At 64.4% G+C, this 24,329-nt stretch carries 21 protein-coding genes; 15 read left to right on the forward strand and 6 right to left on the reverse strand.

The features are described from left to right. Nucleotides 1-19 precede the first annotated feature (19 nt). From Q1A53_RS05780 to Q1A53_RS05835, 12 genes are all read left to right on the forward strand, one after another. On the forward strand, nt 20-712 hold the full coding sequence (locus Q1A53_RS05780; RefSeq protein ID WP_299963914.1) for a response regulator transcription factor: 693 nt from the start codon (nt 20-22) through the stop codon (nt 710-712). Further along, nucleotides 709-2,016: a HAMP domain-containing sensor histidine kinase gene (locus tag Q1A53_RS05785; RefSeq protein ID WP_299963917.1), complete on the forward strand. Its 1,308-nt coding sequence runs from the start codon at nt 709-711 to the stop codon at nt 2,014-2,016. Before Q1A53_RS05780 ends, Q1A53_RS05785 begins: the two co-directional genes overlap by 4 nt. A gap of 2 nt (nt 2,017-2,018) precedes the next feature. Continuing rightward, nucleotides 2,019-2,708, forward strand: a complete 690-nt coding sequence (locus tag Q1A53_RS05790) for a transglutaminase-like domain-containing protein (RefSeq protein ID WP_299963920.1) — start codon at nt 2,019-2,021, stop codon at nt 2,706-2,708. Nucleotides 2,709-3,084: 376 nt separating this feature from the next. Then, a complete protein-coding gene (locus tag Q1A53_RS05795; RefSeq protein WP_299963923.1) occupies nt 3,085-3,465 on the forward strand; it encodes an ectoine synthase in 381 nt (126 codons plus the stop codon). Nucleotides 3,466-3,507: 42 nt separating this feature from the next. Next, nucleotides 3,508-4,389, forward strand: a complete 882-nt coding sequence (locus tag Q1A53_RS05800; RefSeq protein WP_299963926.1) for a beta-ketoacyl synthase N-terminal-like domain-containing protein — start codon at nt 3,508-3,510, stop codon at nt 4,387-4,389. Next, nucleotides 4,389-5,624, forward strand: coding sequence for a beta-ketoacyl-[acyl-carrier-protein] synthase family protein (locus Q1A53_RS05805; protein WP_299963929.1), 1,236 nt, complete (start codon nt 4,389-4,391; stop codon nt 5,622-5,624). The genes Q1A53_RS05800 and Q1A53_RS05805 overlap by 1 nt, the downstream gene beginning before the upstream one ends. A gap of 3 nt (nt 5,625-5,627) precedes the next feature. Continuing rightward, nucleotides 5,628-6,809: an acyl-CoA dehydrogenase family protein gene (locus Q1A53_RS05810; protein ID WP_299963932.1), complete on the forward strand. Its 1,182-nt coding sequence runs from the start codon at nt 5,628-5,630 to the stop codon at nt 6,807-6,809. Between the two features lie 10 nt (nt 6,810-6,819). Next, on the forward strand, nt 6,820-8,406 hold the full coding sequence (locus Q1A53_RS05815; protein ID WP_299963940.1) for an AMP-binding protein: 1,587 nt from the start codon (nt 6,820-6,822) through the stop codon (nt 8,404-8,406). Nucleotides 8,407-8,421: 15 nt separating this feature from the next. Continuing rightward, a complete protein-coding gene (locus Q1A53_RS05820) occupies nt 8,422-8,673 on the forward strand; it encodes an acyl carrier protein (RefSeq protein WP_299963942.1) in 252 nt (83 codons plus the stop codon). A 22-nt stretch (nt 8,674-8,695) separates the two neighbouring features. Continuing rightward, on the forward strand, nt 8,696-9,754 hold the full coding sequence (locus Q1A53_RS05825) for a hypothetical protein (RefSeq protein ID WP_299963945.1): 1,059 nt from the start codon (nt 8,696-8,698) through the stop codon (nt 9,752-9,754). Continuing rightward, entirely contained in the window at nt 9,751-10,530 is a 780-nt protein-coding gene (locus Q1A53_RS05830; protein ID WP_299963949.1) for a hypothetical protein, read from the forward strand. The genes Q1A53_RS05825 and Q1A53_RS05830 overlap by 4 nt, the downstream gene beginning before the upstream one ends. Before the next feature lie 46 nt (nt 10,531-10,576). Next, on the forward strand, nt 10,577-10,897 hold the full coding sequence (locus tag Q1A53_RS05835; protein ID WP_299963952.1) for a hypothetical protein: 321 nt from the start codon (nt 10,577-10,579) through the stop codon (nt 10,895-10,897). 24 nt (nt 10,898-10,921) lie between these two features. Here Q1A53_RS05835 and Q1A53_RS05840 read toward each other — a convergent pair whose 3' ends face one another. The 5 genes from Q1A53_RS05840 to Q1A53_RS05860 are packed head-to-tail and all read right to left on the reverse strand — an operon-like array spanning nt 10,922 to nt 15,699. After that, the gene (locus Q1A53_RS05840) at nt 10,922-12,091 is read right to left on the reverse strand and encodes an MFS transporter (RefSeq protein WP_299963954.1); all 1,170 of its coding nucleotides are present in this window, start codon (nt 12,089-12,091) and stop codon (nt 10,922-10,924) included. Beyond that, the gene (locus tag Q1A53_RS05845; protein WP_299963956.1) at nt 12,088-13,395 is read right to left on the reverse strand and encodes an FAD-dependent oxidoreductase; all 1,308 of its coding nucleotides are present in this window, start codon (nt 13,393-13,395) and stop codon (nt 12,088-12,090) included. Before Q1A53_RS05845 ends, Q1A53_RS05840 begins: the two co-directional genes overlap by 4 nt. Before the next feature lie 5 nt (nt 13,396-13,400). Then, nucleotides 13,401-14,237 (reverse strand): AfsA-related hotdog domain-containing protein, encoded by an 837-nt coding sequence (locus Q1A53_RS05850; protein WP_299963958.1) that lies wholly within the window; start codon nt 14,235-14,237, stop codon nt 13,401-13,403. Further along, nucleotides 14,234-15,034, reverse strand: coding sequence for a tryptophan synthase subunit alpha (gene trpA, locus Q1A53_RS05855; RefSeq protein ID WP_299963960.1), 801 nt, complete (start codon nt 15,032-15,034; stop codon nt 14,234-14,236). Before trpA ends, Q1A53_RS05850 begins: the two co-directional genes overlap by 4 nt. A 2-nt stretch (nt 15,035-15,036) precedes the next feature. After that, on the reverse strand, nt 15,037-15,699 hold the full coding sequence (locus tag Q1A53_RS05860; RefSeq protein ID WP_299963962.1) for a hypothetical protein: 663 nt from the start codon (nt 15,697-15,699) through the stop codon (nt 15,037-15,039). Nucleotides 15,700-16,109: 410 nt separating this feature from the next. Here Q1A53_RS05860 and Q1A53_RS05865 point away from each other — a divergent pair, with 410 nt between their 5' ends. The 3 genes from Q1A53_RS05865 to Q1A53_RS05875 all read left to right on the forward strand — a co-directional run bounded on the left by Q1A53_RS05865 (nt 16,110) and on the right by Q1A53_RS05875 (nt 20,916). Further along, nucleotides 16,110-17,009, forward strand: coding sequence for an outer membrane lipoprotein-sorting protein (locus Q1A53_RS05865; protein WP_299963964.1), 900 nt, complete (start codon nt 16,110-16,112; stop codon nt 17,007-17,009). A 99-nt stretch (nt 17,010-17,108) separates the two neighbouring features. Beyond that, nucleotides 17,109-19,520, forward strand: a complete 2,412-nt coding sequence (locus Q1A53_RS05870) for an MMPL family transporter (RefSeq protein ID WP_299963966.1) — start codon at nt 17,109-17,111, stop codon at nt 19,518-19,520. Continuing rightward, nucleotides 19,507-20,916: a UbiD family decarboxylase gene (locus tag Q1A53_RS05875; RefSeq protein WP_299963968.1), complete on the forward strand. Its 1,410-nt coding sequence runs from the start codon at nt 19,507-19,509 to the stop codon at nt 20,914-20,916. Before Q1A53_RS05870 ends, Q1A53_RS05875 begins: the two co-directional genes overlap by 14 nt. A gap of 160 nt (nt 20,917-21,076) precedes the next feature. On the opposite strand, the gene Q1A53_RS05880 is transcribed toward Q1A53_RS05875, so the two are convergent. After that, nucleotides 21,077-24,151: a glycoside hydrolase family 9 protein gene (locus Q1A53_RS05880; RefSeq protein WP_299963970.1), complete on the reverse strand. Its 3,075-nt coding sequence runs from the start codon at nt 24,149-24,151 to the stop codon at nt 21,077-21,079. Nucleotides 24,152-24,329 lie beyond the last annotated feature (178 nt).

The raw sequence follows: 24,329 nt of genomic DNA on the forward strand, positions 1-24,329 counted from the left end.
CCCTGGAAGGACCCGAAACATGCACGTGCTGATGCTGGACGACGATGCGGAGCTGGGCGAAGCGATGGAACCTGCGTTCAACACCTACGGGATAGAACTCAGCGCCGCACATACGCCGTCAGCTGCGTTCAAGCTGCTGGAAAGCCGCAGCTTCGATGTGTTGCTGCTCGACATGATGCTACCGGAGCTGGACGGCATGTCCGTCTGTCGCAAGATCCGCGGCAGCCAGAGCGCCTACGCGGAAATCCCCATTGTCGCCCTGACCGCGCGTTCGGGGCTGACCGACCGGGTGGTGGCGCTGGAAAGCGGCGTGGATGATGTGATCGCCAAACCCGTCGAGATGCGCGAGCTTGTCGCCCGCCTTGGCGCCGTGAGCCGCAGGATACGGGCCAGCGACAGCCCGGCCCCGCCCGCTGCGCCCCAGCTGGCGGTATCCCGGGCCACCATGAGCGCCTCGTACGCCGAGCACAGCGTCAATCTCACTGAGTTGGAAATGCGGATCATCGAAGCCCTGCACGCGCACCCAGACACCTTCCTGACACGCGAGGAGATTCTGCGCAGTGTCGGCTATGACATGCGCAGCGACCCGGCTATGATAGATACCATCATCTACCGCATCCGTCAGAAGTTCCGCGATCAGGGCCTTGGACAGGATTTCATCCGAACCGGCCGGGGAAAGGGATATGCGATCATGTTGGATCAACGCTCATGATGCGCGCATTGCTCAAGGCCCGGATATGGCCCGAGGACCGCTCTGTCTTCAGCGCGTTGCTCTGGGCCACGCTGTTCTCGACAACGGTGCTCAGCATCGTGCTGGTGCTGTCCCTGCAACGCGTGGCGGACGAACACCCCCGCCGGTACCTGGCCAAGACCCTGTTCGAAGCCTTCGTCGATGACGCCATCGGCGAGGACGAGGTGCCCCATGAGTTGGAGGAAACCTCCATCGTCATCATGACACCGGAGGAAACACTGGCCTCGCCCTATGCCGATCTCTACCGCGACGCGATGAACGACCGGGACCGGATCGCGATCAGCAGCTTTGGCGATCGCTACGCCGCTGTTTCGGCACGCGAAGATGTGGTCGCGGTGCTGCCGCAGTTCGGGCGCAGCATCTCCACCTATGCGTTGTTCCTCGTCGGGTTGGTGGTGCTGTCCGTGCTGCTGACTGTGGCAGGGATCTTTGTGGTGATCCGGCGGCTGACCCTGCCCTTCGACGTGCTGACCCACGGCATCAAGAAGGTGGAGGGCGGCGATCTGGACTACCAGATCCCGCTCGACAAGACCTACGGCGAATTCCGTACCTTTGCCGCCAGCTTCAACAAGATGGTGGCGGAGCTGCAGCGCATTCAGGAAAGCCGCCGGCATATGCTGCTGGCCATCCCGCACGAGATCCTCACGCCGCTCTCCCGCCTGAAGGTCCGCAAGGACATGGTGGATGACGCGCAGCTGCGCACGCAAATCTCGCGCGATATCACGGTGGTGGAAGAGCTTCTGTCCTCGATCCTTGCGGCGGAAAAACGCAACTCTGGCGAATCCACCTGCGATTTCATCGACCTGGAGCCCTTTGCGCACGAGCAGATCGCGCAGATGACGACACCCGGCGTGACGATCTCCGTGCAGAACCGAACCGACCGGGACACCGCCTATTTTGACGGCTTTCTGGCCAGCGTCGTGCTGAAGAATTTCGTCTCCAACGCCATCCGCTACGGCGAGGGGAAACCGATCAAGGTGATCTTCTCCACGGCCGGCGAAGACGGCGCAGACCTCAAGATCGCCGTGCGCGACCGCGGCATCGGCATCGCCGAAGACCATGTGAAATACCTGATGGAGCCTTTCTGGCGCGCCGACGAATCCCGCGGGCGCGCGTCGGGCGGCTATGGCCTGGGTCTGTACCTGTGCAAGACCATCGCCAACGGGCTGGGCGGCACCATCGAGATCGAGAGCACGCTGGGAGAAGGCACTGAAATCAGTGTCACGATCCCGGGCGCGCTTTGCACCACACTGGAGGCCGTCTGATCATGCAACATACAGCACATCCCGCCGCGATAGCCGGCGCGCCCGCGCTGGCACCTACATCTTTTTTCGACTGCCAGTCTCCGCAGATCGCGGCCTTTTACGACAAGGCGATAAAAGACTGCGCCCCGGACGACCGGGCTCGGGCGGTGGCACTTTTCTACGCAGTGCGGGACGCGCTTTTCTACGAGATCTACAATGCCGATTTCTCACGCCCCGCCATGTGTGCAAGCGCCATCCTGCAGCGCCGATCGGGTATGTGCATCCATAAGTCCATCGTCTACATCACCCTGCTGCGCCACGCGGGTATCCCCGCCCGGCTGTGTTTGACGGATGTGACAAACCACCTGTGCTCTGCCAAGCTCGAAGCGTTGATGGGCACGCGCACCTTTCACTATCACGCGCTGGTGCAGCTGCGTCTCGATGGCAAATGGATCAAGGCGACACCCGTTTTCAACGCCCGGCTCTGCCAGCTTTACGGGCTGACCCCGTTGGAATTCGACGGCTACAACGACTGCGTGCATCATCCCTACGACGAGCAGGGGCGCGCCCATATGGAAGTGGTGCGGGATCACGGATCCTTTGATGATCTGCCCTACGATCTGATCCTTCAGGGACTGCACGAAAAGCACGGATCGCTCTTCAAAACGCGCACGCGTTTTCGCTCTGGCTCGCTGATCGCGGACCGGGCCTGACACCTCTCAGGGCCTGTCCGTCAGCGGTATCTACCCCTTCAGATCACGCCCGTTGGAACGCTGTGGTGAGCGGCCGGTTTCCAACACCTCATACCTCCGATTTATAAAATATTATCAGCGGCTTGCCCCATCCTCCTGATGTGGCAAACCGAAGCGGATCGCGGGCGTTTCTGCCCGATCACAGCGTGTTACCAGGCGGCGTCAGAGGGCAATAAAACATCGCCTGCGATCTGCGCCACAATGATGTCACCAAATGGTGATCGACTGTGATGAACAAGAATGTTTCGGAACATTTCCGCAAACTAGGCAACAGGGAAGTCGTCTATCGTTGATTTTGCCGGACAGTAACACGGCGCATTTGAAACGAGAGGACAACATGATCATCAACTCCCTGGAAAATATCGCTGAGACCGAACGTGATGTGCCCTGGGGCAATGGCAATAGCCGTCGCCTGCTCATCCAGAAAGACAACATGGGCTATTCGCTGACCGACACCGTCATCAACGCGGGCACGGAATCGCTGCTGGAATACAAAAACCACCTGGAGGCCTGCTACTGCATCGAAGGCGAAGGCGAGGTCGTGGACACCACCACCGGCGAGACCCACAAGATCACCCCCGGCACGATGTACGCACTCGACAAGCACGAGGCGCATTGGCTGAAAGCGAGCAAGACCATGCGGCTCGTCTGCGTGTTCAACCCCCCACTGCGCGGCGACGAGCGCCACAGTCTCGGAGGCGGCAGCTCCGCCTACTAAGGCGGACAACCCTCTCCACACTTGCCAAAGGTGCGTCTTTCCATGTCAGATACCATCATCATATCCGGTTCCATTGCCGACCTTCCTCAAACGGCTTCTCCCACCGTGGCAGGATACCCGGCAGCGACCGATGGACAGACCGCCTTTGGCTTTTCTGGTCTACAGTTTCTCGACCACACGGACTTCGACGCGCTGCCAGCGCGCCAGCGTGGCCGACTGACCCGACCCTACGCACGGCTGAGCCAGATGATCAGCAGGTTGCTGGCCCAGACTGGTCTGTCCCCTTCAGACATCGCAGGGCAACGGACCGGGCTCGTCTCGGGCTCCATGTTCGGGTGCAGCCAGGTCTACGAGATCCACGCAAGGCTCCGCCATCTCGGTCCCCGAGGCGTCGATGCCATCCGCTTTGCCCAGGCCACCCACAGCTACCCCATCTCGGCCTGCGCCATCGACTTTCAGATCCAGGGACCCTGCTTTGCGGTGGTCAACACCCAGGCCGCCAGTCTTCAGGCGCTGCTGTGCGCCTGGGACTGGCTGCGCGATGGTCGCTGCGACCGCGTCCTTGTCGCGGCCTATGAGGACTTCACCGCACCGGTCAGCACCCATCTGGCCCACCGCGCCCGCGCAACCCCCGGGCTGGTGTTCGGCGAGAGCATGGTGCTCGTGATGCTCGAACGGGACAGCCTCGCCACAAGGGCAAAGAGCGCCCCGGTTCTGCTGGATGTGGCAGCGGGCCAGCCGACCGACAGCGCGCGCGCCTGCGGCACCATGGCGGTCGACCATCTTGGCGCCGAAGGGCTGCTGGCCCTGCACCGGTCGATAAGCATACCGGAACCCGCGCCGGATGGCGCGCAGATCCGACTACCGGCCTGCCCGGCTGGCATCGCGGTCACACTCGCCTTTAACGCAATGGAGCTTTGCTAATGGACCGCCGCGTCGCCATCACCGGTATGGGCGTCATCACCCGCGACGCGCCCGATCTGGATGCCTTCCGTCAGGTGCTGGGCCAGGGCGGCAACCCCCCCGGGCTTCCCTGCCAGTTCGACAGCACGGCCTTCCGCTCGAAACTTGGGTATCCCACCGATCCCGAAAAGACCGCGCGTCTGCTCGATGCCGCCCTGCGGCGGCACGGTGAGGTGCTGGCGGCACAGCCCTCCGACGCGGAAGCCGCCTGTGCTGCCAACGGCCTGTTGGCCGCCCTCGATGCGGTGGCCCGCGCCGGGCTTGACGCCGCCACACTGCGCGGGGCGGGCTGTGCGATCGGCACCACGTCCGGCGGGATGATGGACAGCTTTGCCGACCTGATGGAGACGGACAGCCCCGACGCGCTGGCCCAGGTCGTGGCACCGGCCAGTGCGGTCGACATCCTCGCTCGCGTGCTGGGGTTGAGCGGACCTTTGTGCAGCTTTTCCTGCGCCTGCATCTCGTCGCTGGCCGCCCTCTCCTACGCGTTTGCGCGGATCCGGTCGGGCGACGTGGACATCATGCTGGCTGGCGGCTCCGACCGCATGCGTGAGGCGGATTTTGCGGGCTTCAACGCCCTGCGCGCCATGGACCGCGACAGCTGCCGACCCTTTGACGAAACCCGCAACGGGATGATGATCGGCGACGGTGCCGCCATCCTTGTGCTGGAGGAAGAGCAGGCGGCGCGGGCGCGGGGGGCAACACCCCTGGCGTGGCTCTCCGGCATGGGGCTTGCGACTGATTCCCACCACATCACCAGCCCCAACCCCCACGGTCTGACCCGGGCCATGCAACAAGCGCTGGCCCAGGCACGGCGCGCACCGGGCGACATCGATTATGTCAACTGCCACGGCACGGCGACGCCGCTCAACGATGTGGCCGAGGCAGAAGCCTTGCGCGCCGTCTTCGGCAGCCACCGGCCACGGCCGATGATCAGCTCCACCAAAGGAAGCACCGGGCATCTGCTGGGCACCGCCGGTGCCATCGAGACGGTGGCGACCGTTCTGGCGCTGCAAACCGGCGATGCTCCCGTGATGACCACGACCCATACCCCGCTGGAGACAGGATTTCCCCTGCCGCTCAGCGGCGCGGACCGACGCATTGGCGGCAGGATCGCCATGAAGAACTCTCTGGGGTTCGGCGGGCTCAACGCCAGCCTGATCCTCGAACGCTGCCCAGAAACGGAGGCCCGCTGACAGATGCGCATCTATCCCCAAATATCTCTGGCCACGCCCGGCGACAGCTTTCGCGCGGATCTGGTGCAGACCCTGACGGACGGGCTCTCCCGCTGGAAGGACGCGCTCAACGCCGGGTGGATCGAGGATGACCAGCAAGGCTGCTTCGGAACCGGCCGCTGGCAGGCGCTGGTGGACGCAGGCCTGACCGGGCTGGTGACATCCGAGGACTTCGGCGGCATGGACCTCGCCGCCGCCGAACTGGCGGAGGTATTGGAGCATCTGGGCTACATCTGCGAGGATGCGGGCCTTGGCTTTTCGCTGGCCACGCATCTGTGCAGCACCTGTGTACCGCTGAAAACCTTCGGCTCGGACGCGCTGCGAGAGGAGCTGCTGCCAGATCTGGTCTCCGCTTCCCGCGTCGGCGCCCACGCCATCACCGAGGCGCACAGCGGCTCCGACGCCTTTGCGATGAAAACAACGGCTGTCCGGGACGGCGACGCCTATGTGATCTCGGGCGACAAGTGCTTTATCTCCAACGCGCCCATCGCGGATATCTGCGTGATCTACGCGCGTACCCACCCGACAAAGGGCGCGCTTGGCGGCTTTTCCGCCTTTGCGGTTGATTGCGACAGCCCGGGTTTCACCATCGGGAAACCCCGCAAAAAGATGGGCCTGCGCACGGCACCGATGGCAGACCTCTACCTGTCGGACGTTCGCGTGCCCGCCTCTCGCCTGATCGGGCGGGAAGGGCAAGGCTTCGTCATGCTCGACGCAGTCATGCGGTGGGAGATCCTCTGCGTCTTCGCCATTCAGGTGGGCGAGATGCGCCGCCAGTTCGAGGCCTGCCTCGCCTACGCCAAGGAGCGCCAGCAATTCGGCGCGCGCATCGGCTCCTTTCAGGCGGTCTCGCACCGCATTGCCGACATGCACATGCGCCTGCAATCGGCGCGCAGCTGGCTGGCGCGGATGGTCGCGGCGCTGGAAGGCGGCGGCCAGGCCTCGCTGGAATTCGCCGGTGCCAAGCTCGCCATTTCCGAAGCGCATGTGGCCAACGCCATGGACGCCGTCACCCTGCACGGCGGCACCGGCTACATGAGCGAGACAGGCATCGAGGCGCAGATGCGCAACGCCATGGGAGGGCTAATCTACTCCGGCACCTCCGACATTCAGAAAAATCGTATCGCCGCCATTCTCGGCCTGTGAGGACCAGCAGATGACCCACCACCCCCTTCTCGATCAGACCGCCCAACCCGGCATCCGCGGCCCCCGCGCCCTCTTCGAGGCCATTGCCGAGGCGATCGCGGCAAGGCCCGCTGCCACGGTCATCAGCGCGGGCGGCAGGCGGCTCAGTCACGCCGACCTTCTGGCGCGCGCGCGCGATGTGCAGGGGTGCCTGCCGCAACCTGTCGGTACGGGCGAAGATGTGGTGGCCATCTGCACCGAAAAGACCCCCGAGGCGATCGCCGCAATCCTCGGTGTGCTGGCCTCGGGTCGTGCCTACGCGCCGCTCGATCCGACACATCCCGGCGCGCGTCTGATGGGGATCCTGAGTGATCTGCGCCCCGCCGCCCTGATCGTCGATGCGGCCACCCGGGCCACCCTCGCGCCCTGGGCCGAAGGCGCCGGAGTGCCTCTGATTGATCTGGCCCGCGGGCCCGCCCCCGGCACAACCGGTCAGCTCTATCCACCCTCCGCGCAGGCTCTATGTGCCGTGCTCCATACGTCAGGCTCCACCGGCAAACCCAAACGGGTCGAGATCTGTGCCCCCGCCATCGACGCCTTTCAGGACTGGGTGACGGAGGCCTTCCGCATCGCACCGAGCGACTGTCTGGTGAGCCACGCGCCGCTGGCGTTCGATCTGTCCTTTCTCGATCTCTTTGTGCCCCTGATGACGGGCGCCGATCTCGCCCTTGCCGATGCCGCCTGCGCCCGCAACGGCGGCGCGCTCCTGCGGATGCTGGAAGCGACCGAAGCCACCGTCTGGCACTCAGCCCCTTCGGCATTGACCCTTCTGGCCCAGGCGGGCCGAAACACCCAGCTGCCCCATATGCGCCGAGTGCTCTTTGCCGGCGAGCCGATGCCCGCGCACACGCTGCAGGCACTCTTTCATCTCTTTCCGAACGCGCGCTTTGTGAACATCTACGGCTGCACGGAAACAAACGACACGTTCTATTATGAGGTGCCGCGCACCAATCCACCCGATCCGCTGCCGCTGGGACACAAGCTGCCCTATGTAGATTACCTGATCGTGGACGCCGCCGACCAACCGCTGGGGGGCCCCTGCGAAGGCGAGCTGTGGGTCACCTGCCCCACCATGATGCGCGGCTACGCAGATCCGCAGCTGACACGCAAAGTCACGGTGCGGCACGGCGGGCAACTCTACTACCGGACCGGCGACATCGTCGTGCGGAACGACGCGGGCCTGCTGACCTTCATCGGCAGACGCGATGCGGTGGTCAAGCTCAATGGCGTGCGCGTCGATCTGGGCGAGGTGGACCGCGCCCTGCAAGGTCATCCTCAGGTGAGCGAGGCCGCGACCTTTCTGTTTCCCACGGCGGCGGGGCTGGTGCTCTATGCTTGGGTCACGCCGGAAGATGCCAGCCTGAACAGCCTTGATCTGCGCCAGTATCTGGCACAGCTGCTGCCCGCCGCCGCCCTGCCCAAACGCTACATCCTCGATGACGCAGGGCTGCCCAAGAATTCCAATGGCAAAGCCTGCCGCCGGCAACTCGTCCAGTACGCAGCACAACATGCCAAACCCCCTGCCCCGGCAGACCCAACCACCTCACCAAGACCCTGAAGCAAAGGAAAGACCATGTCCTACCCCACATTGCGCACCTTCATCGCCGACGAATTCGCGATGGATCTGACCCCGGATCAACTGACCGACGATCTGGACCTGATTGAAAACGGCATCATCGACAGCCTCGGCGTGCTCAAGCTCATCGCCTTTCTCGAAGGCGAGTTCGATCTGATCATCACGCCGGATGAGCTCGACCCGGACAACTATCATACGATCTCGATGATCGAGGACATTATCCGCGAAAAGCACAAAACAGCCGCCTGAGCCCGGCCACGGAGGACCCGCCATGACACTCGATGATACAGCCAAAGCCCTTTTGACCGGCGAAGAGGCCTCCATGGCCGATCTGCAGTCCTATTGGGCCGCAGTTGATGTGGGCGCCCGCCCACGCGAAGAAATCATCGGTGTTCTGGCGGTTCTGGGAGCGGGGCCGTCCTGCTCGCTGCGGATGCAGAGCTTTGTGCGCTATGTGCGCAGCGCCTATCCGCCCGCGCGCCTGCCTGCCGCCACCACTGCCGTCAACATCGTCGGCACCGGGGGCGGGCTGTCGACCTTCAACATCTCCACCACGGCAGCCATCGTCACGGCGGCTGCGGGGGGCCGGGTGCTTAAATCCGGTTCCTCCGCCTATTCATCCTCCGTGGGCTCGGCCGACATCATGCAGGCGCTTGGCCTCTCCCGCGCCACATCCGACAGCTATGTCGATGCGATGTTGAGCGAGGTTGGCCTCGCCTTTGCCGCCCCGCAGCGCTACGCCGCCCTGTGCAAACGGCTTGCCATCGCGGCGATGCCGCTGAATTTCAAGATCGTCGGTCGCTTTGTGAACACACTCGGGCCGTTGATCTGTCCCTATGACGTCCGCGCCAGTGTCATTGGCGCCTCCACGCCGGAGCGCATGCGTCAGCTGACCGGGATCGCGCGCACGCTGCAGATCCCCGCGCTCATGGCGCATTCAGAACTGGGGGTGGACGAGTTTCTCAGCATCGGCTGTACGCGCTGGCAATGGGCCGACGCCGCCGAGATGCGCCGCTTCTGCGGCAGTGAGATCGGTCTGTCAGACGGGCCGGTCGAAGCGCTTGCAGGTGGCACGCTGGACGACAATCTCACCACCATGTTGAGGATTCTCAGAGGCCGCGGGCCGCGGCTCGCTACCCAGACCGTCGCCGTGAACGCGGGCGCGGCCCTGTACGCGGGGGGCATTGCCCGCGACATCGCCGAGGGCACGCGCCGCGCGCTCGACTGCATCCGGAGCGGTGCCCCCTTCGACACGCTCGAAGCGGCCCAGGCCTTTGCGAAGAAGAACACCGGCAAAGCCCGCGCCAGCCTGCAAAGAGCGCTGGCGTGAAGAGGTCCTTTCACCGCGCGCTGGACGAGGCTGCCGCCCCGCTGATCGCCGAGATCAAGCCAAGCTCGCCCAAGGTAGGTGCCCTGCTGGCGACACGCACGGTAGACCAGATCGCACGGGACTACGCCCGCGCGGGCGCGCCGTGCCTTTCTGTGACAACGGGCCGCTGGCACCAAGGCTCGCTGGAGATGATCGCGCAGATGCAAGGCGCCGGCCTGCCGATCCTGCGCAAGGATTTCATCACCAGCACTGCCGCCCTTGAGGCCTCACGCGATGCGGGTGCCTCCGCGGTCCTGCTGACCTGCAAGCTGATCCGGCGCCGTGACCTCTTGCGCCTCGCAGAACAGGCCCTGAGCCGCGGGCTAACCCCTTTCGTCGAAGCAGCCACGCCCGAAGAGCTGGACGGGCTGCGCCTGCCGGAAGGGGCCGTGCTGGCCGTCAACAACCGCGATATCGCCATCCGGGAAACGGATGATGGCGGCGTCGAGAACAGCCAGGCGCTCTATGACGCCGCGCGCGCTGCACATGCGGGATCGCTGATCAGCGCCTCCGGTCTTCTGACGCCCGATTGCGTGCACGCCGCGCGGCAAACCGGCTTCGATGGCGTGCTGGTTGGCACTGCGCTACTATCGGGTCCACAGCCCGCCTTTGAGACGACCCGCGACTTCATCGCTGCGGCAAAGTACAAAACACAGAAAAAAAGGCACTCGCGTGAGCACACACAGACCTCTACCGCCGGTGGGCGGCGAAACCATCGTGATATACAGCACGTCTGACACCCGCGGAAACCTCCTGGAAATCCAGCTTGACCGATGGGGTTTCATGCCTCTGCGCGCCGCGCGCCGCAAACAGGTCTACCGCCTGTTTGAGCACGCGATGATCAGCGCCGTCATCATCATGGCCGACCGCAAGCTGCGCAAGACCCGGGCGCTGTGTCACCGCCTGCGCAAGCTGTCTACGACCCTGCCCATCCTGGTGGTGCTGGGTGCGGCACAGGAGAGCGGCGGGATTGAGCTGCTGGAATCCGGCGCCGACCACTATGCCGTTGAGCCACTGGAGGTCGAGAAGCTGCTAATGTCGCTCACCGCGATCAGTCGCCGTCAGCCCGGGCGCACAAACCCCAACCGGCATCTTTCAAGCTAGATCTGCCATGAGGCGGCGGTGCCCTCAGGCCGCGCGCTCCCACAGCCAGCGGCCCGCGGGCCGCAGCGACGCCCCGTAGAGATACAGCAGCAAAGCCAGCGCACTCAGCACGGCAAAGGCAGCAAAGGGCGCACGCGGGTCAATCGCACCGACACTCGGCGCGAAAAAAGCGGCCAATACCTGCCCGGCATAGAGCGCGGTCGCAATCAGCCCTGAAAGCCCGTGCGCGGTCTGCGGTGTGCTCCGCGCCATGATTGCAGAGATCAGCACCGGCAGCAGCGCGCCGAAGGCCACGCCGATCAGCACCGCAGCCAACAGATACCCCGGCAGAGACCCGACAAGGCTGCAGATCGCAAGACCGGTCAGCAGCAGCACAAGGGCCCCGGATCGCACGGCCCCCGGCGCGTGTCCCGCGCGCGAGGCAACGATCAGCGACGCGATTCCGCTGGCCAGGGTTGCGGCTGCGATAACCAGACCGGACTGCACCGGCGCCTCGCTCAAGGCCGGCACAAAGGGCACCTGCACAGGCATCAGGTAAAACGCGCCCATCGCCATCACCAGCAACCCGAGCTCCAGCAAGATCGGACCCAGCGGCACCGCGGTCTGTTGCACGGTACCGGGTGACCGCCAGCTGCGTCCCGCCACGAGAACAGCCACCGGAACAGCCAGCAGATAGAGCACGAACGGCGCCTGCCAGGCGATCCCCGCCAGCGCCCCGCCGCAGAGCACAAAGATCACGCCGCCAAAGGTATTGACCGCGGCCTTCCGCCCGATCACCCGCCCGCGCTCTGCTCCCTGGTAATGCGCGGCGATGGCCGCCGTGGCGAAACAGAGCACCGCCGCCGTTGCCAGCCCGAGCCCGACCCGGCTCAACAACAGAAAACCGTAGCCGGACGCCAACCCACCGATGACGCCAAAAAAGGCCAGCGCACAGAGCGACAGGCAAAACCCAAGCCTCTGATCCACGCGGCCGGTGAGCCGCCCCATGACGACACCTGACAGCATGATCACCAGCGCAGGCATAATCAGCGCGGCCCGCGCCAGCAGGGGGGCAGGCTGGCCTTCGGCAACGAGCCCGGCTTCCAGCACCGGGATTGCCGGCGCGATGGCCGCACCGCTCATCACAGAAGACGCACCCGCCGCCCATATCACGACCGCCCGCGACGGACGCCGCTTCAGACGCGCCAGGTTCACGCCGCAACCCGCGCGGCGTCGGGCACGCTGCCCGCAAGCCGTTCAACTGCCAGTGCGGCAGACGTCAGGCAGCCTTCCATGGTGTGCCCTTCCAGATAATCGCCCGCGATTTCCAGCCCGGCGATCGTGTCGATGGCCCGCAACATATCGCGCTTGACGCCGCTGAAATGGGGCGCGTACCCGCAGATGCCACCGGGATGCCGCGCCACATGGACCGCCCGGCGTCTGGCGCGGATCGGCAACCGTTGCGAAAAGGTCCGCTCCGCGATGTCGATCAGCTGCGCGTCATCGCATTCAAGCACCTCCCGCGCGGCCCGGCCCGACAGGGTGAAGCGCACATGCTCCGGCGTGTCGAGCCTGTTGGCAGAGCAGTGGCCCAAGGGCGATCCCGGCTCGAACATGATCGAATGGACCCCCTCGCGGAAAATCGGCGCGTCATAGACCGCGTTGATCAGCGCCAGCGGGAAATAGCGCAAACGGTCAAAGGCCACCCTGCCGAAAGCAGGCAGATCGACCAGGCGGCGCAGCACATGCCCAGGCACCGCCGAGATCACATGGCGCGTAGGGATCACCCGGGTGCCGGTACCAGCGGCAACGCGCAGCCCGGTGACCCGACCGTCGCGGGTGACAATCTCGGTGATGCGGGACCCAAGGCGGATGTCCTTGTCCCGCGCCAATCCGTCATGCACCCGCCCGAGGCCACCGGCCACAGCATGGTGCGAGCCCTTCCCGAAACCGGAGGCGAAATTCATCATCAGCGAGGGGTAGAGCTCATCCGGCTCCGCCGCGCCCATGATGATGGAAAAAAGCCGCAGCGGCCCCGCGTTGAGCGCATCGGTAAAGTGATGGCTGATGGGCGCGTGATCCCACCGCTGCTCGATGGTCTCGATCAGGCCGGAGGTGTAGTTGATCTTGTCGCTGTGCTGCTTGGCGAACCCGATGAAGTTGCGGAACTGCAGCGCCCCCCGCAAACCAAGAGCACGCGCCAGCCGCAGATCCCCCGTCAGGGTCTTGGATTTCTCCAGCGCCACCAGTTGATCGTTCAGGACGATGTGAAAGCCCGGATGCTGGTCCTGAAACTCCCGGATCGCGAACTCCTCCAGCAGGGCATTGAACCGCGGCCAGCCGCTTGAGAAATTCTTGCCACCGATCTCAAACGCATGACCGTCGTGCTGCAGGCAGGCCGCACGACCGCCCACATAGTCGCCCGTCTCGTGAATGACCGACGGTATTCCGCGCTGTGCCAGGTAATGCGCGGCCCCCAGACCGGAGACGCCTGCGCCAATGATGTGAACCGGATCCATGTGGATTACCCCCGTGATGAATGAAGTTTTACGCGCGATTGCAATCGCGCCGTCTCGATGCTGCAGTGACCAAAGGGCCGTTCACCGATCAGCAGATCAGCCCCCCGGGCGACCTGCCCATCCGCCCGGGTCCGCATCGCAAGACCACCGCGCAGGGTGACGTCACCAACACCGCAAAGCGGTGCCTCCTGCGTGATGCGGATGCCGGTCAGGATATCGCGCACCCGGGCGGCCCCGTCGCGCGTCGCGTTCAGGAAGCGCTGCAATTGCATAAACGCCTCCAGCAGGTAGAGCGGGTGGACCGTGCTTTCGCTGTCAGCCAGCAGACAGTCGGGGGAGATCGGCAGCAGCGCCGCGCCAACCGTCTCGCCATCGATCACCGGTGTGGTGATCAACACATTCTCCGCCCGCCGCTTGTTCAGCAGATCGCCAGCACAGGGGCGCAGATCATCCCGCGGCGCCACAGTCGTGCGCGGCGCACATACGGGGGCGAGGCCCACGGTGATGCGGGCACGCACCCGACCGGACTGCACCAGCGTGACCTCCACGCGGTGCCGCGCCCCGTCCTGCTGTTGGCTTACCTCCAGTGTGACCGGCGCCTCAAAGAGGGCGAATTTGACGAAACGCGCGTAGATCTCCTCCACGAAACACGGCACCGCCGCGACATCCTGCGCGGCCTGCACCGCCCCTTCGAGCAGCAGGAGCCCGGGGATGTGATCCAGCGGGTGATCAAAGAAGAACGGATGCGTCCGGTCCACCACGAGAGTGGGCGCGCCCGCGTTTTCCGGCCCGTAGCGCAACACCGCGTTGCGCTTGTCCAGACGTCTGTCCAGCGCGGTCATCGCGGGCACCGGTCCTGCAGCGCTCCGATGAAGTCACCGGCCCGGCGCACGGGATCCTCGCCCGCGGCCAGCGCGGCCTCGATCTCGCCCGAGATGGCGCTGCCGACGATGGCGATGTCGCAGCCCGCGGCAAAGGCCTGGGCCACATTCTCGGGCGTGCGCAGTCCAAAGCCCAGGGCAACCGGCAGATCCGTGTGGGAACGCAACGCTTCGATCTGATTTTGCAGCGCTTCGGGGTCCGCCGCGCCACCGGACCGTCCGTAGCTGGTGACCAGATAGATGAAGGCCGTCGCCCGCTGCAGCACCGCCTGACGGGTCTCGACCCGCGCATTGGCGTAGATTGTGCCCACAACGGCCAGACCCGCCGCCATCGCCGCGGCGTGAAACGGCACCGCCATCCGCGGCGGCAGACCGTGCGGCAGCACCCCCGCCGCACCGGCGCGCGCAGCCCCCTGCAACACACGGTTTAACCCGTGGGGGCGCAGCGTATGGCTCGAATCAGCCAGCAGAACCACGCGAATACGGTCACTGACCGAGGCAATCAGGTCGAAGTAATCCTCCAGCGAGGCTTCGTCATGCAACCCGCGGGCGTGCGCTTTCTGCAGTGTCTCACCGTCGGTAAAAGCGTTGCGAAACGGCAGGCACAACTCCACCATCGGGACACCGAGCGCGATGCAGCGTTCCAGCAGCGCTTGCGTACAATCGAGATCGGGATCCCCCGCCATGATCAAGGGGCAGAGCCCACGACGCCACACCGGCGTGCCGGTCTCCAGACTGCTATGTAAGGCCTGAACCATGATCACACTCCAATCTGATGGGCGGGGGCGGTGGCCAGCACCAGCATCCGCGCGGCTTTACGCTGGATCGCCCCGCCCTGGCGGCGCGCCGCGGTATCCACGTCGACGGTTTCGATGCCCGGGCTTTCGGCAAGATCCGCAATCCGGTCCGCGGTCAAACCACCGGCCAGCCAGACACGCTGTCCCGTCAGCCGGTCCCGCCAGTTTTGCAAGGTGTCCGGTTCCAGTTCGACCCCGCTGGAGCCGATGGCCTCGGTTCCGCCGAAGCGATCTATCAGAAAGATGTCGCACCCCGCATCTATATAGGGGTCAATCAGCCGCTCCGCCGGGCAGTTGCCATCATCGCCGACGTGGATCGTCTTGATCAGTGTCACGCCGCGGTCCTTGAGATAGCGCACGTCGCTGGGCCGGTTGAAGCCGTGCAATTGCACATGGCGCACGCCCGAAAGCTGCAACAGCTGCCACAGATCGCTCACCGGGCGCCGCACGCAGACCGCCACCGGCGTGACGCTCTCGCAGAGCTCCACAAGCTCGATGAATTTCGCGTCCGTCAGGTTACGCGGGTGACCGTCGATGCCGGTCCAGAGCCCGGCATATCGCGCCCCTTCCTGATTGAGGATCTCCAGTTCTTCCGGTGTTGTGACACCACAAATTTTCAAATCCATCTTCATCTCCGCGTCAGCTGAAAAGGTGTAAATCCTCCCCAAGCCTAGGCAGCAGATGCGTCACAGTGTGTTTAGAGTTTCGCTATAATTTTCGATCAGACACACAATCGTTCACATTTCGTAACCAAACGAAATGAAGCGCGAAAAAATACGTATACTACTGTTTTCAAATATTTTTATCAGAGACCGTACCGGGTTTTCAGCCGCTACAGCGCAAATATACCAAATAATGCTCTGTCTTGCGTCACACAGAAAATCAAACGTGGGAATAATCCAAAAATTAAAACCAAACGCGTTTTTGCGTTTAGCCAAACACCAGCCACACTGCAGGCGGGATGAAGATTCCAAGCCCAGTGCGCTCGACATGCTCACCACGTGCTCAACAAAAATTCTGAACGAAGGACAGTAACATGACGTTTAAAACCAAATCCACCTTTCTGGCCTGTGCCCTCGCGGCCCTGCCGTTTCTCGGATCGGCAGCACAGTCGGAAACGGCGGCCCCCCTGCTCGAAGCCGCGACCCCCACATCACCGACAATGACCAATTGCCGGCAGGTGATGGAAGGCGTGCAGAACCGCTACAACGGCTATGACAGCTGGCGCATCGTCCACATGGAAATCACCGACGAGACGGGTGCCGTCAAAACCCGCTCGATCTCGGCCGCGCACCGCAACAGCGGCATCAACCGCCACCTGCGGTCTTTCGTGCACGACCCCGCGGAACTGGCCAATGTGGAAAGCTACGTGCGCGACAGCTTCACCGACGGCATTCCCGACAAGGTCTGGGTGCATCTGCCCTCCGCCGACAAGATCATCGACGTGAAATCCGAGGATCTGTCGCAGCGGCTCTACGGGTCTGATCTGGCGGTGGGCGAGATGCTGATCCGGCAGGCCAAGGACTATGACTGCAAGATGCTGGGCACCGGCGTCTACCGCGGCTACCCGGTCTACAAGATCTACGTGAATCCCAACACCGAAGATGAGGTGATCCGCCTCGGCCTGCGCGATGGCGAGCTTTGGGCCGATACCGAAACCTTCATGCCGATCTACTCCAGCTTCAACGCCGATGCCCCGAACGAGCAGCGCGTGCTGGAAACCCTGGACCTGCGGTGGGTGGACGGTGTGTTCGCACCCGCGCGCTACCGTGTCTCGACCATCAAGGAAGGGCGTGTGGTGTCGTTCTCGAACTTCGAGACCGAAGGCGAGCGGTTCAACATCGGTCTGCCTGCAGAATGGTTCGAATTTGACGATCTCGGCAATCCCAAAAGCGGCTTCAAGGACTTTCGCGCCGAGCAGCCTGCCTCGCACTGATCGCCACCCCGAGCGGATGCAGCCCATGGGTGGCTGCATCCCCGATAGCCAACCAAAGGAACCGGACCTATGACTTTGCTTGCACTCCTTCGCGGGGGTATGACGCGCGCGCTACAGCTCGTCTACAGCCACCGCATCAAGGCCTTCGCCCTGCTACTTGCCGTCGTCGCGGGATATGTCGTGACACAACTGCCCACCCTGCAAAAAGATGGCCGGGTCGAGGCCTTCATGCACGAAAACGACCCAGCACTCGATACCTACTACGCCATGCGGCGCGAGTTTGGTCAGGACAACCGTGTCGTGGTCGCGGTCACCTCGGATCAGGTCTTTAGCACTGAATTCCTGACCAAATTCTCGCGGATGCACCGCGAGCTCGCCGACAATGTCCCTTACGTGTCGGAGATCTTCTCGCCCTACAACATCCCCTTCATCGAGCATGAGGACGGCGGTGTGTATCTGGAGGAACTGGTCCGCAACCTGCTGGTGCGGGGCCGCGACCCGGTGGAACTGCAGGACCGTATCCTCAGCACGCCGCTGTATCGCAACTTCATCATCTCCGCCGACGGCACCACCGCCGCCGTGGTGATCGAGCCCTACCGCTACGCTCCCGGCGCTGCGGACTGCGTGCCGGATCCCGCAACCGGTCTCACCTGCCCCGTGGTCTTTACGCCACTGGAGGACCGCGCACTGCTCGGCGCACCGCAATACGCCGAAATGACCGCCGCCGCGCGTGAGATCGCCGCCCGCTACGAGGGTGAGGGCTTCGACATCCACATTGCCGGCGCGCCTGTGCTTTCCACCGAGATCATCAAGATGATGGAAGGCGACATGCCGCGCTTTACCCTCGCCTGCGTGATCGTCACCGTGTTGAGCATGCTGATGCTGCACCGCAGCATTCTGATTGCGTTCGGGGCCTTCCTGTCTTTCGTGACGGCCATCTTCTCGACCCTCGCGACGGTTGCTGCCACCGGTGTCGCCATGACCCCGCCGACGCAGCTGCTCATCCCGATGACGTTGGTGGTGGGATTGTGCACCTACATCCACTTTACCGCCACGCTGCTCAAGGTACGCAGCACGATCAAGGACGGACGCACCGTCATCGCCGAAGCGCTCAAGCGCGCAAATACCCCCATCGTCTTTACCGCGCTCACCACAGCGGGCGGGCTGATGGGTCTGGCGGCAGCACCTTTGGCACCGATCTCCGCGCTCGGGCTTTTCGGGGCCGTCTCTGTGGCGCTCTCCTACGGGCTGGCAATGATCTGGGCCACGCTGGTGTTCCGCACGCTGCCCGAACGCTACCTCGATCGTCAGACCAGCGCACCGGGCCACGTTGCTGCGGTGATGGCCAAAGGCGCCACGCTCGCCGCACGGCATCCGCGCCGCACGCTCGGCGCCGCCTGTGCGATGCTGATCGCGGCCAGCGCCGGGATCCTGCAGCTCAGCTACTCGCACAACTCCCTGCTGTGGTTACCCACGGGTAACGATGCGCGCCAATCGACGGAGTTCATCGACAACACCTTTGAAGGCACCGTGAACCTGGAATTGGTCATCACACCGACCGAAGGCACCGATTTCCGTGACGAGACGCTGCTGAAAACCGTCGAGGCCACCGCCCGCGGGTCCTACGATGCGGTCGATATTCCCATCGGGCGTCACACCAGCATTATCTCCTTTGTCGAGGAGACCAATCAGGCGATCCACGATGGTGATCCGGCGGAGCTGCGCTTGCCTGAACAAGAGGCCATCTGGGATCAGATCTTGCTGCTGGAAGGTCAGGGCATCGACGATATGAAGCGCTATGTCTCCATGGATTACGGCTCTGGCCGCGTGTCGTTCCAGACCCCCTGGCTGGAGGCCACCAAGTACACCGATGTGATCGAGACGATCGAGACACGCTTTGCCACGGCCCTGGGGTCTTCGGCAGAGGTCGAGGCGACGGGCCTCATCGCGCTCCTTGCCGTGACCTCCGCCAAGGTGCTCGACAGCATGACGATCTCCTACACGCTGGCGCTCTTGCTGGTGACGGCGATGATGGTGCTGGCGCTGCGGTCGGTCGGTCTGGGGATGGTCTCGATGGTGCCCAATGTGGTGCCCTTCGCGCTGCTGCTCGGGCTGATGGGCTATCTGCGCATCCCGCTTGATACCTTCACTGTTCTCATCGGTGGCATCATCACCGGGCTGATCGTGGATGACACGCTGCATCTCTTCCACGGTGTACGCAAACGGCTCGATGCGGGTCAGGAGATGGAACACGCCATCACCGAGACGATGTCCGACATCGGTCGTGCGCTCTTCACGACGACCGTGGTGGTCATGGCGGGCTTTGCGGTCTTCACCCTGTCGTCCATGAACAACATCCAGAGCTTCGGGCTGCTGATGGCCTGTGGCGCCTTCATCGCGCTGGTGTCGGAAGTGTTCGTGGGCCCTGCGGTGCTGTCGCTCTACGCGCGTGTTCATGCGCGCGACCGTGCCCCACGCGCGCCATTGGCAAACGCCGATGTCCCCGCTTGAGGCACCTATCCCTCTGCGTCTGGCGCGCGATCTGCGCGCCGCGCTCTTTGCACTCGGTCCAGCGCCGTCGGACCGGGTGCGTCACAAATCCGGGCTCGACCCGGATGCAGCTGCGGCGGATTTCGCCCGGCATCACGCCGGGATCCCTGCCCGCCCGCGGGCCGGGGACGAGCCCGCGGTGCTCTACGATCAACCCGGCGGACCGACGCTCGTCATGGGTCTTTACGGATCAGACACCAGGCTGCGCCAGTGGCTGCCTGGGGTGCGCGACACAGCGCTGCCCGCCGCGGCCCGGGCGCTGGTGCCACTGCCGCCGGAACCCGTGTTTGAGAGTGATCACCGCGACACCGAGCCCCGGTTGAGCCAGCTGCCCATCCCCAAGGTCAGCCCGCGGGACGCGGGCCGCTACATCTCCATGGGGTTCATCGCAGCGGGCAGCCCCCGGGCGGGACTGGCGCTCTCCGCGCACCGGATGCTGGTGCTGGATGACCGGCATCTGGGCGTCTCCATGCTGTCGAGCCGCCATCTGCGCCGCATGGCCGAAGCGGCCTGGGCTGAAGGCCGCGACCTGCCGGTCAGTGTCAATATCGGCGTGCCGCCCGCCGTTGCCGTGGCGGGGGCCACGTCCACCGCGCATCTGCCGGTGGAATTCGACAAGCTGTCGCTCGCGGGCGCGCTGGCGGGCGGGGCCGTCACGCTCCACAATAATGCGGGCACCGTCTGCCTGCCGCAATCGGAGGTGATCCTGCACGGGGTGCTGACCGCCCGGCAATGCGCCGAGACCCGGGGCGCGCGTCCGCCCGGCGTGACCATGCCCGAATTTCTGGGCTATGACGGACAGGCAGGCGCGCCGCTGCAGATCATCCGCATCGACCGCATCACGCAAAGACCGGGCGCGCTCTTTCACTCCTGCCTCGGTCCCGGCCGCGAGCAGTCAGCCCTGCTGAACCTCGGCGGCGCGCTGACCCAGGCGCTGAAACTGCGCAACGACCCTCGCGCGAAGGATATGACCGATCTGCACTACAGTGCCTCTGGCGGGGGGATGCTGCTCTTGCTCGTCGGGTTGCGGGCCGGTGCCGCGCCGGACAAGGCACGGCTGGCACGCGATCTGGTCGCGACCATGCCTTTTACCAAAACGGTGGTATTTCTGGACTCGGATATCGACCTCAGCGTCGAAGCAGATGTGCTCTGGGCCATGACGACGCGGTGCAACCTGTCCGGTGATACACATGCGCTTGAGGGGTTTGCGCCGTTGCGCATGGATCCCTCGCAGCAGGACGACTGGGCGGTACCGGGCCGCGGCGCAGCGGGTCGCTGCTGGATCGACGCAACTACCCCGGCTGCAATGTCGGTCCCCCGCAGCTTTGCGAAGGAGGCTGCTCAGGTGGCCTCCTAGCATCGCAGACTACTGAACCGGTAGGCGTATAGCCGCCGTCTCCACCCGCGTGTCCGGCGCAGCCGGACAGCCCCCTATCCTCCTCGATGGAGGTGAGGGGGCTCCCCCCGCCTCCCGATCACAGCGATTGGCCGCCGTCCGGACCGCAACCGCAGACCGGTCAAAAAAGATCGTAGCTGCCACTCCCCAGTTGCCAGAACGCGACCCTCTCTGCCAGATGATCCACCTCCGCATCCAGCGACTGCTCCTCCTGCACCTGAATTGCGACGCCGCCGCGCCCGTCATCGCGCATGCGCAGGGTCGCGGTGTTGATCCCCTGAAGGCTCTGCATGTCCGCCAGCAGCACGGAACCGGCATCTGCGTCAATGCGGGTAAAGCCATCGCCAATGCGCGCCATGCCTGCCGCGGCATCCGCCGCCGGATCCAGCGCCAGATAGAACACATCCGCTGCCGTTTCCTGACCGCGCAGCGCCTCTTCTGCCTGTAGCGTCAGATCGAACCCATCGGCGCCCACATTGCTGATCCGGTCGGTGAGAGGCACGCCGCCGGCCACATCCTGCGTCTGGGCAAAGACAAGCGGCGCGGCAGAAAAACCCTCCAATGTCACACGCCCCGCACTCGCCGCGCCCAGCGAGACAGTGCTGCCATCGACCATCTCATACCTGCCCGCAGGGCCCGCAACCCAGGAGACAGCCTCCGGCAGATGCCAACCATCGAGATAGGCCCATTCCTCGATCTGGATCTCGAACCCGGTCTCCGTCACATTGCGGATGTTCACGGTCAGCGGCTGCTCACCCTGCTTTGTCGCGGGGCCCGCGATGACCACCGCATCCTTGATTGGCGACCCAAACGCCACATCCGTCCAGGTATCCCGCGCGGTCTGGGTGATCTCGACCGATCCTGCCTCCAGCCGGCCTGCAGGCTGCTCGACCGGGGTTCCGGGACCTTGCTGCGCGGCGAGATACCCTGTCGCATAGGTCATGTCGGCGATCCCCTGCTGCACCGTATACTCGGCGGAGGGCACAAAGAGGTAATAGCCGTTGAAGCTCTCGTGCACCGGGGCCTCGTAGGCATTGGGAAAGATCTCGTTCCACACGGTCTCATAGGCCGGGTGCTGACCGTAGTCGTAGATGTTGTAGTCACCGTAAAGTGTGATACCGGGCGGCGGCGTGCCCCCGGCACTGTCCGCATCCGCGTTGAGCACGATCTCGGGGCTGCGGACACCCTCCACCCCGGTCAGGTAGGACATGTTGAGCGGGTTGGCGCCCAGCCCGTATTGTACGTCACCGGCGATGGCGTCGAGATAGCGGGCCTCGCCCGTCAGATCGTGCAGACCGACCATGAACTTGGCCGCATTGAAGGGTTGGGATGCAGTGATCCCCCAGCCGTAGGGCGCGTAGGGATCCGCGATGATGCCAAAGCCGCCGTCGCTGCCGCGATCCAGAAGGAAGGCCGCCTGCGCCTCCAGCGCGGCAAAGCCACGCGCCGCCGCGCCCGGATCCGTTGCCGCATCGGGCAGGCGGTTATAGGCAATCGTGGCCTCATACTGATGTTCGTTCCAGGCGATGCTGGCACCCGGATCAGTGTAAACGGACGTACCAAGGAAGAGATCGTGCCAGCGGGTCGCCCCGGTCGTGGCGTAAAGCTCGACCGCCGCCAGATTGCGGGAGACCGACTGCTCCGGGTCGATCTTCGCAGGGACCCGTGCCTCGGCCCAGGTCATGGCCCGCTCGGCGCGCTCTACCCAGGTCGCCGCCGCCCCGGCGTCATAAGGGGCGATCACCCGTGCCATCTTGGCCGCGCTGGCGGCGAATTCCCATGTGGTCCAGGTGTCCGGAGCATAGGCGTAAAGCGTGTGCACCTCTTCGGCGGAATTCGCACCATAGCCGCGATAGTCATCGCCTTCGATCCCGCCGCGCACACCGCCTGCCGCCGTCTGCATCCGCGCGAAGAACTCAAGGTTCCACAGCGCCTCATCCAGCAGATCGGGCAGCCCGTTGGTGTTCTCGGGGATCTGAGCGCGGGCGCTCTCCGCCCACTCGGGCGCCATCTCCACCAGATCAGTCAGCTTGCGCGAGGCCTCCAGATGCTGGGTCCGCCGATCCCAATCCCCGGCGTCGTGCCAGCCGCCCCAGGCACCCGGCAGCACCTCATCCGTGGCCGCCGCGACCAGCGGGCCGAACTGATCGGGCTTGCTGCTGTCATAGCTTTCGTCTGTCTCGGTGATGGGCAACGTGGTGGCGTAGACGGTCACCCGCCCGTCGTCGGGATGCAGCGCGCGATCCCTCGTCCAGTCGGTAAACCGGGCCTCAAGTGCAATGCCGGAGCGTTGGTGATAGAAGCCCGAAAAGGACGTCTGGAACACATCGCTCCACACGTCGTTTTCCACATCAAAGCTCTGCGATCGGCCCACGCCATCCACGGAGATATAGTAGCGGCCTGTTTCGGTGAGGCCCGACAGGTCCATCTCCCAGACGTCCGTCAGCGAAAAATTTCTTTCGAAATCAGTAGGCTGATCGGCAGGAGTCGCCAGCGTCGTGGTGCCCTGCAGTGCGGTGGCGCCAGTGTCCGCATGGATCACCCGGAACCCGAGCGGCGCGTCATACACCTGCGCCACCGTCTCGCCTTCGGTTGGCGACCAGCCGTTCCAACTGCTCAGATAGGCGGTCTTGCGGCTGTCGTCGAGATCATAACCGGTGAGGTTGACGTGGATCGCCTCTGACACCACTTGCTCGGGCGCAAATGTGGCTGTGATGGCGCTGAAAGTGGGATCGTCAAAGGTAATCTCGACCCTGTCGCCGCGGGTGAGAGGCGCGTCGAGGTCCAAAAACACATTCTGCACCGTCCGGAATTCATACTCACCCCAGCCGACAGTCGCGGTGTCGAGGATGCTGGATTTGCGCGACAGTCCCGCGAGCGCAACCTCCTGCCCGTTGACACGTATGCTCCAGCCGCTGAGCGCGTCGACCGCCGCCAGCCGGGCCGTTGTCTCACTGCCCGGTGCATCGAACAACGGATCAAGCGGAGACGCCAGATAGGTATCAACCGGCATGAAGGTCTCACCGCTCAACTGGACACGGCCGATCCAGCCGTTGTCCCAGATCCAGCCGTGATCGGGATCAGCACCGGGCGGCACCACATCGGTGGCGACCGCATCCGCGATGGCGCCCAGTTCAAAACGCAGTTGCACCGTGGTGCTGTCGGTAAATCCGGTTGTAACGGTGGTCGTTTTCACGTGCCCCTCCTGAATGGCGCTTTTGGCAATTGCCATCAGCCAACGAAAGGACACCCGCATCGGTCAACTGCGACGGACAGTACGCAGGGGAATGGGCGCCCTATCGCTCAAACATCGCCTTGGTCCCGTTGCGGGTCGCAGTCGACGAGACCGGGTCAGGCAGGACGGCCGCGCGCCT

Origin of the sequence: uncultured Roseobacter sp., assembly GCF_947496515.1 — a bacterium.
Taxonomy (GTDB): domain Bacteria; phylum Pseudomonadota; class Alphaproteobacteria; order Rhodobacterales; family Rhodobacteraceae; genus Roseobacter.

Excerpts from the sequence above, each read along its gene's own strand:
- Q1A53_RS05790 (WP_299963920.1), top strand. The coding sequence starts at position 2,019 with ATGCAACATACAGCACATCCCGCCGCGATAGCCGGCGCGCCCGCGCTG.
- Q1A53_RS05850 (WP_299963958.1), bottom strand. The coding sequence starts at position 14,237 with ATGACCGCGCTGGACAGACGTCTGGACAAGCGCAACGCGGTGTTGCGC.
- trpA (WP_299963960.1), bottom strand. The coding sequence starts at position 15,034 with ATGGTTCAGGCCTTACATAGCAGTCTGGAGACCGGCACGCCGGTGTGG.
- Q1A53_RS05845 (WP_299963956.1), bottom strand. The coding sequence starts at position 13,395 with ATGGATCCGGTTCACATCATTGGCGCAGGCGTCTCCGGTCTGGGGGCC.
- Q1A53_RS05860 (WP_299963962.1), bottom strand. The coding sequence starts at position 15,699 with ATGGATTTGAAAATTTGTGGTGTCACAACACCGGAAGAACTGGAGATC.
- Q1A53_RS05870 (WP_299963966.1), top strand. The coding sequence starts at position 17,109 with ATGACGCGCGCGCTACAGCTCGTCTACAGCCACCGCATCAAGGCCTTC.
- Q1A53_RS05780 (WP_299963914.1), top strand. The coding sequence starts at position 20 with ATGCACGTGCTGATGCTGGACGACGATGCGGAGCTGGGCGAAGCGATG.
- Q1A53_RS05810 (WP_299963932.1), top strand. The coding sequence starts at position 5,628 with ATGCGCATCTATCCCCAAATATCTCTGGCCACGCCCGGCGACAGCTTT.
- Q1A53_RS05865 (WP_299963964.1), top strand. The coding sequence starts at position 16,110 with ATGACGTTTAAAACCAAATCCACCTTTCTGGCCTGTGCCCTCGCGGCC.
- Q1A53_RS05825 (WP_299963945.1), top strand. The coding sequence starts at position 8,696 with ATGACACTCGATGATACAGCCAAAGCCCTTTTGACCGGCGAAGAGGCC.
- Q1A53_RS05785 (WP_299963917.1), top strand. The coding sequence starts at position 709 with ATGATGCGCGCATTGCTCAAGGCCCGGATATGGCCCGAGGACCGCTCT.
- Q1A53_RS05805 (WP_299963929.1), top strand. The coding sequence starts at position 4,389 with ATGGACCGCCGCGTCGCCATCACCGGTATGGGCGTCATCACCCGCGAC.
- Q1A53_RS05795 (WP_299963923.1), top strand. The coding sequence starts at position 3,085 with ATGATCATCAACTCCCTGGAAAATATCGCTGAGACCGAACGTGATGTG.
- Q1A53_RS05820 (WP_299963942.1), top strand. The coding sequence starts at position 8,422 with ATGTCCTACCCCACATTGCGCACCTTCATCGCCGACGAATTCGCGATG.
- Q1A53_RS05835 (WP_299963952.1), top strand. The coding sequence starts at position 10,577 with ATGCCTCTGCGCGCCGCGCGCCGCAAACAGGTCTACCGCCTGTTTGAG.
- Q1A53_RS05875 (WP_299963968.1), top strand. The coding sequence starts at position 19,507 with ATGTCCCCGCTTGAGGCACCTATCCCTCTGCGTCTGGCGCGCGATCTG.
- Q1A53_RS05800 (WP_299963926.1), top strand. The coding sequence starts at position 3,508 with ATGTCAGATACCATCATCATATCCGGTTCCATTGCCGACCTTCCTCAA.
- Q1A53_RS05815 (WP_299963940.1), top strand. The coding sequence starts at position 6,820 with ATGACCCACCACCCCCTTCTCGATCAGACCGCCCAACCCGGCATCCGC.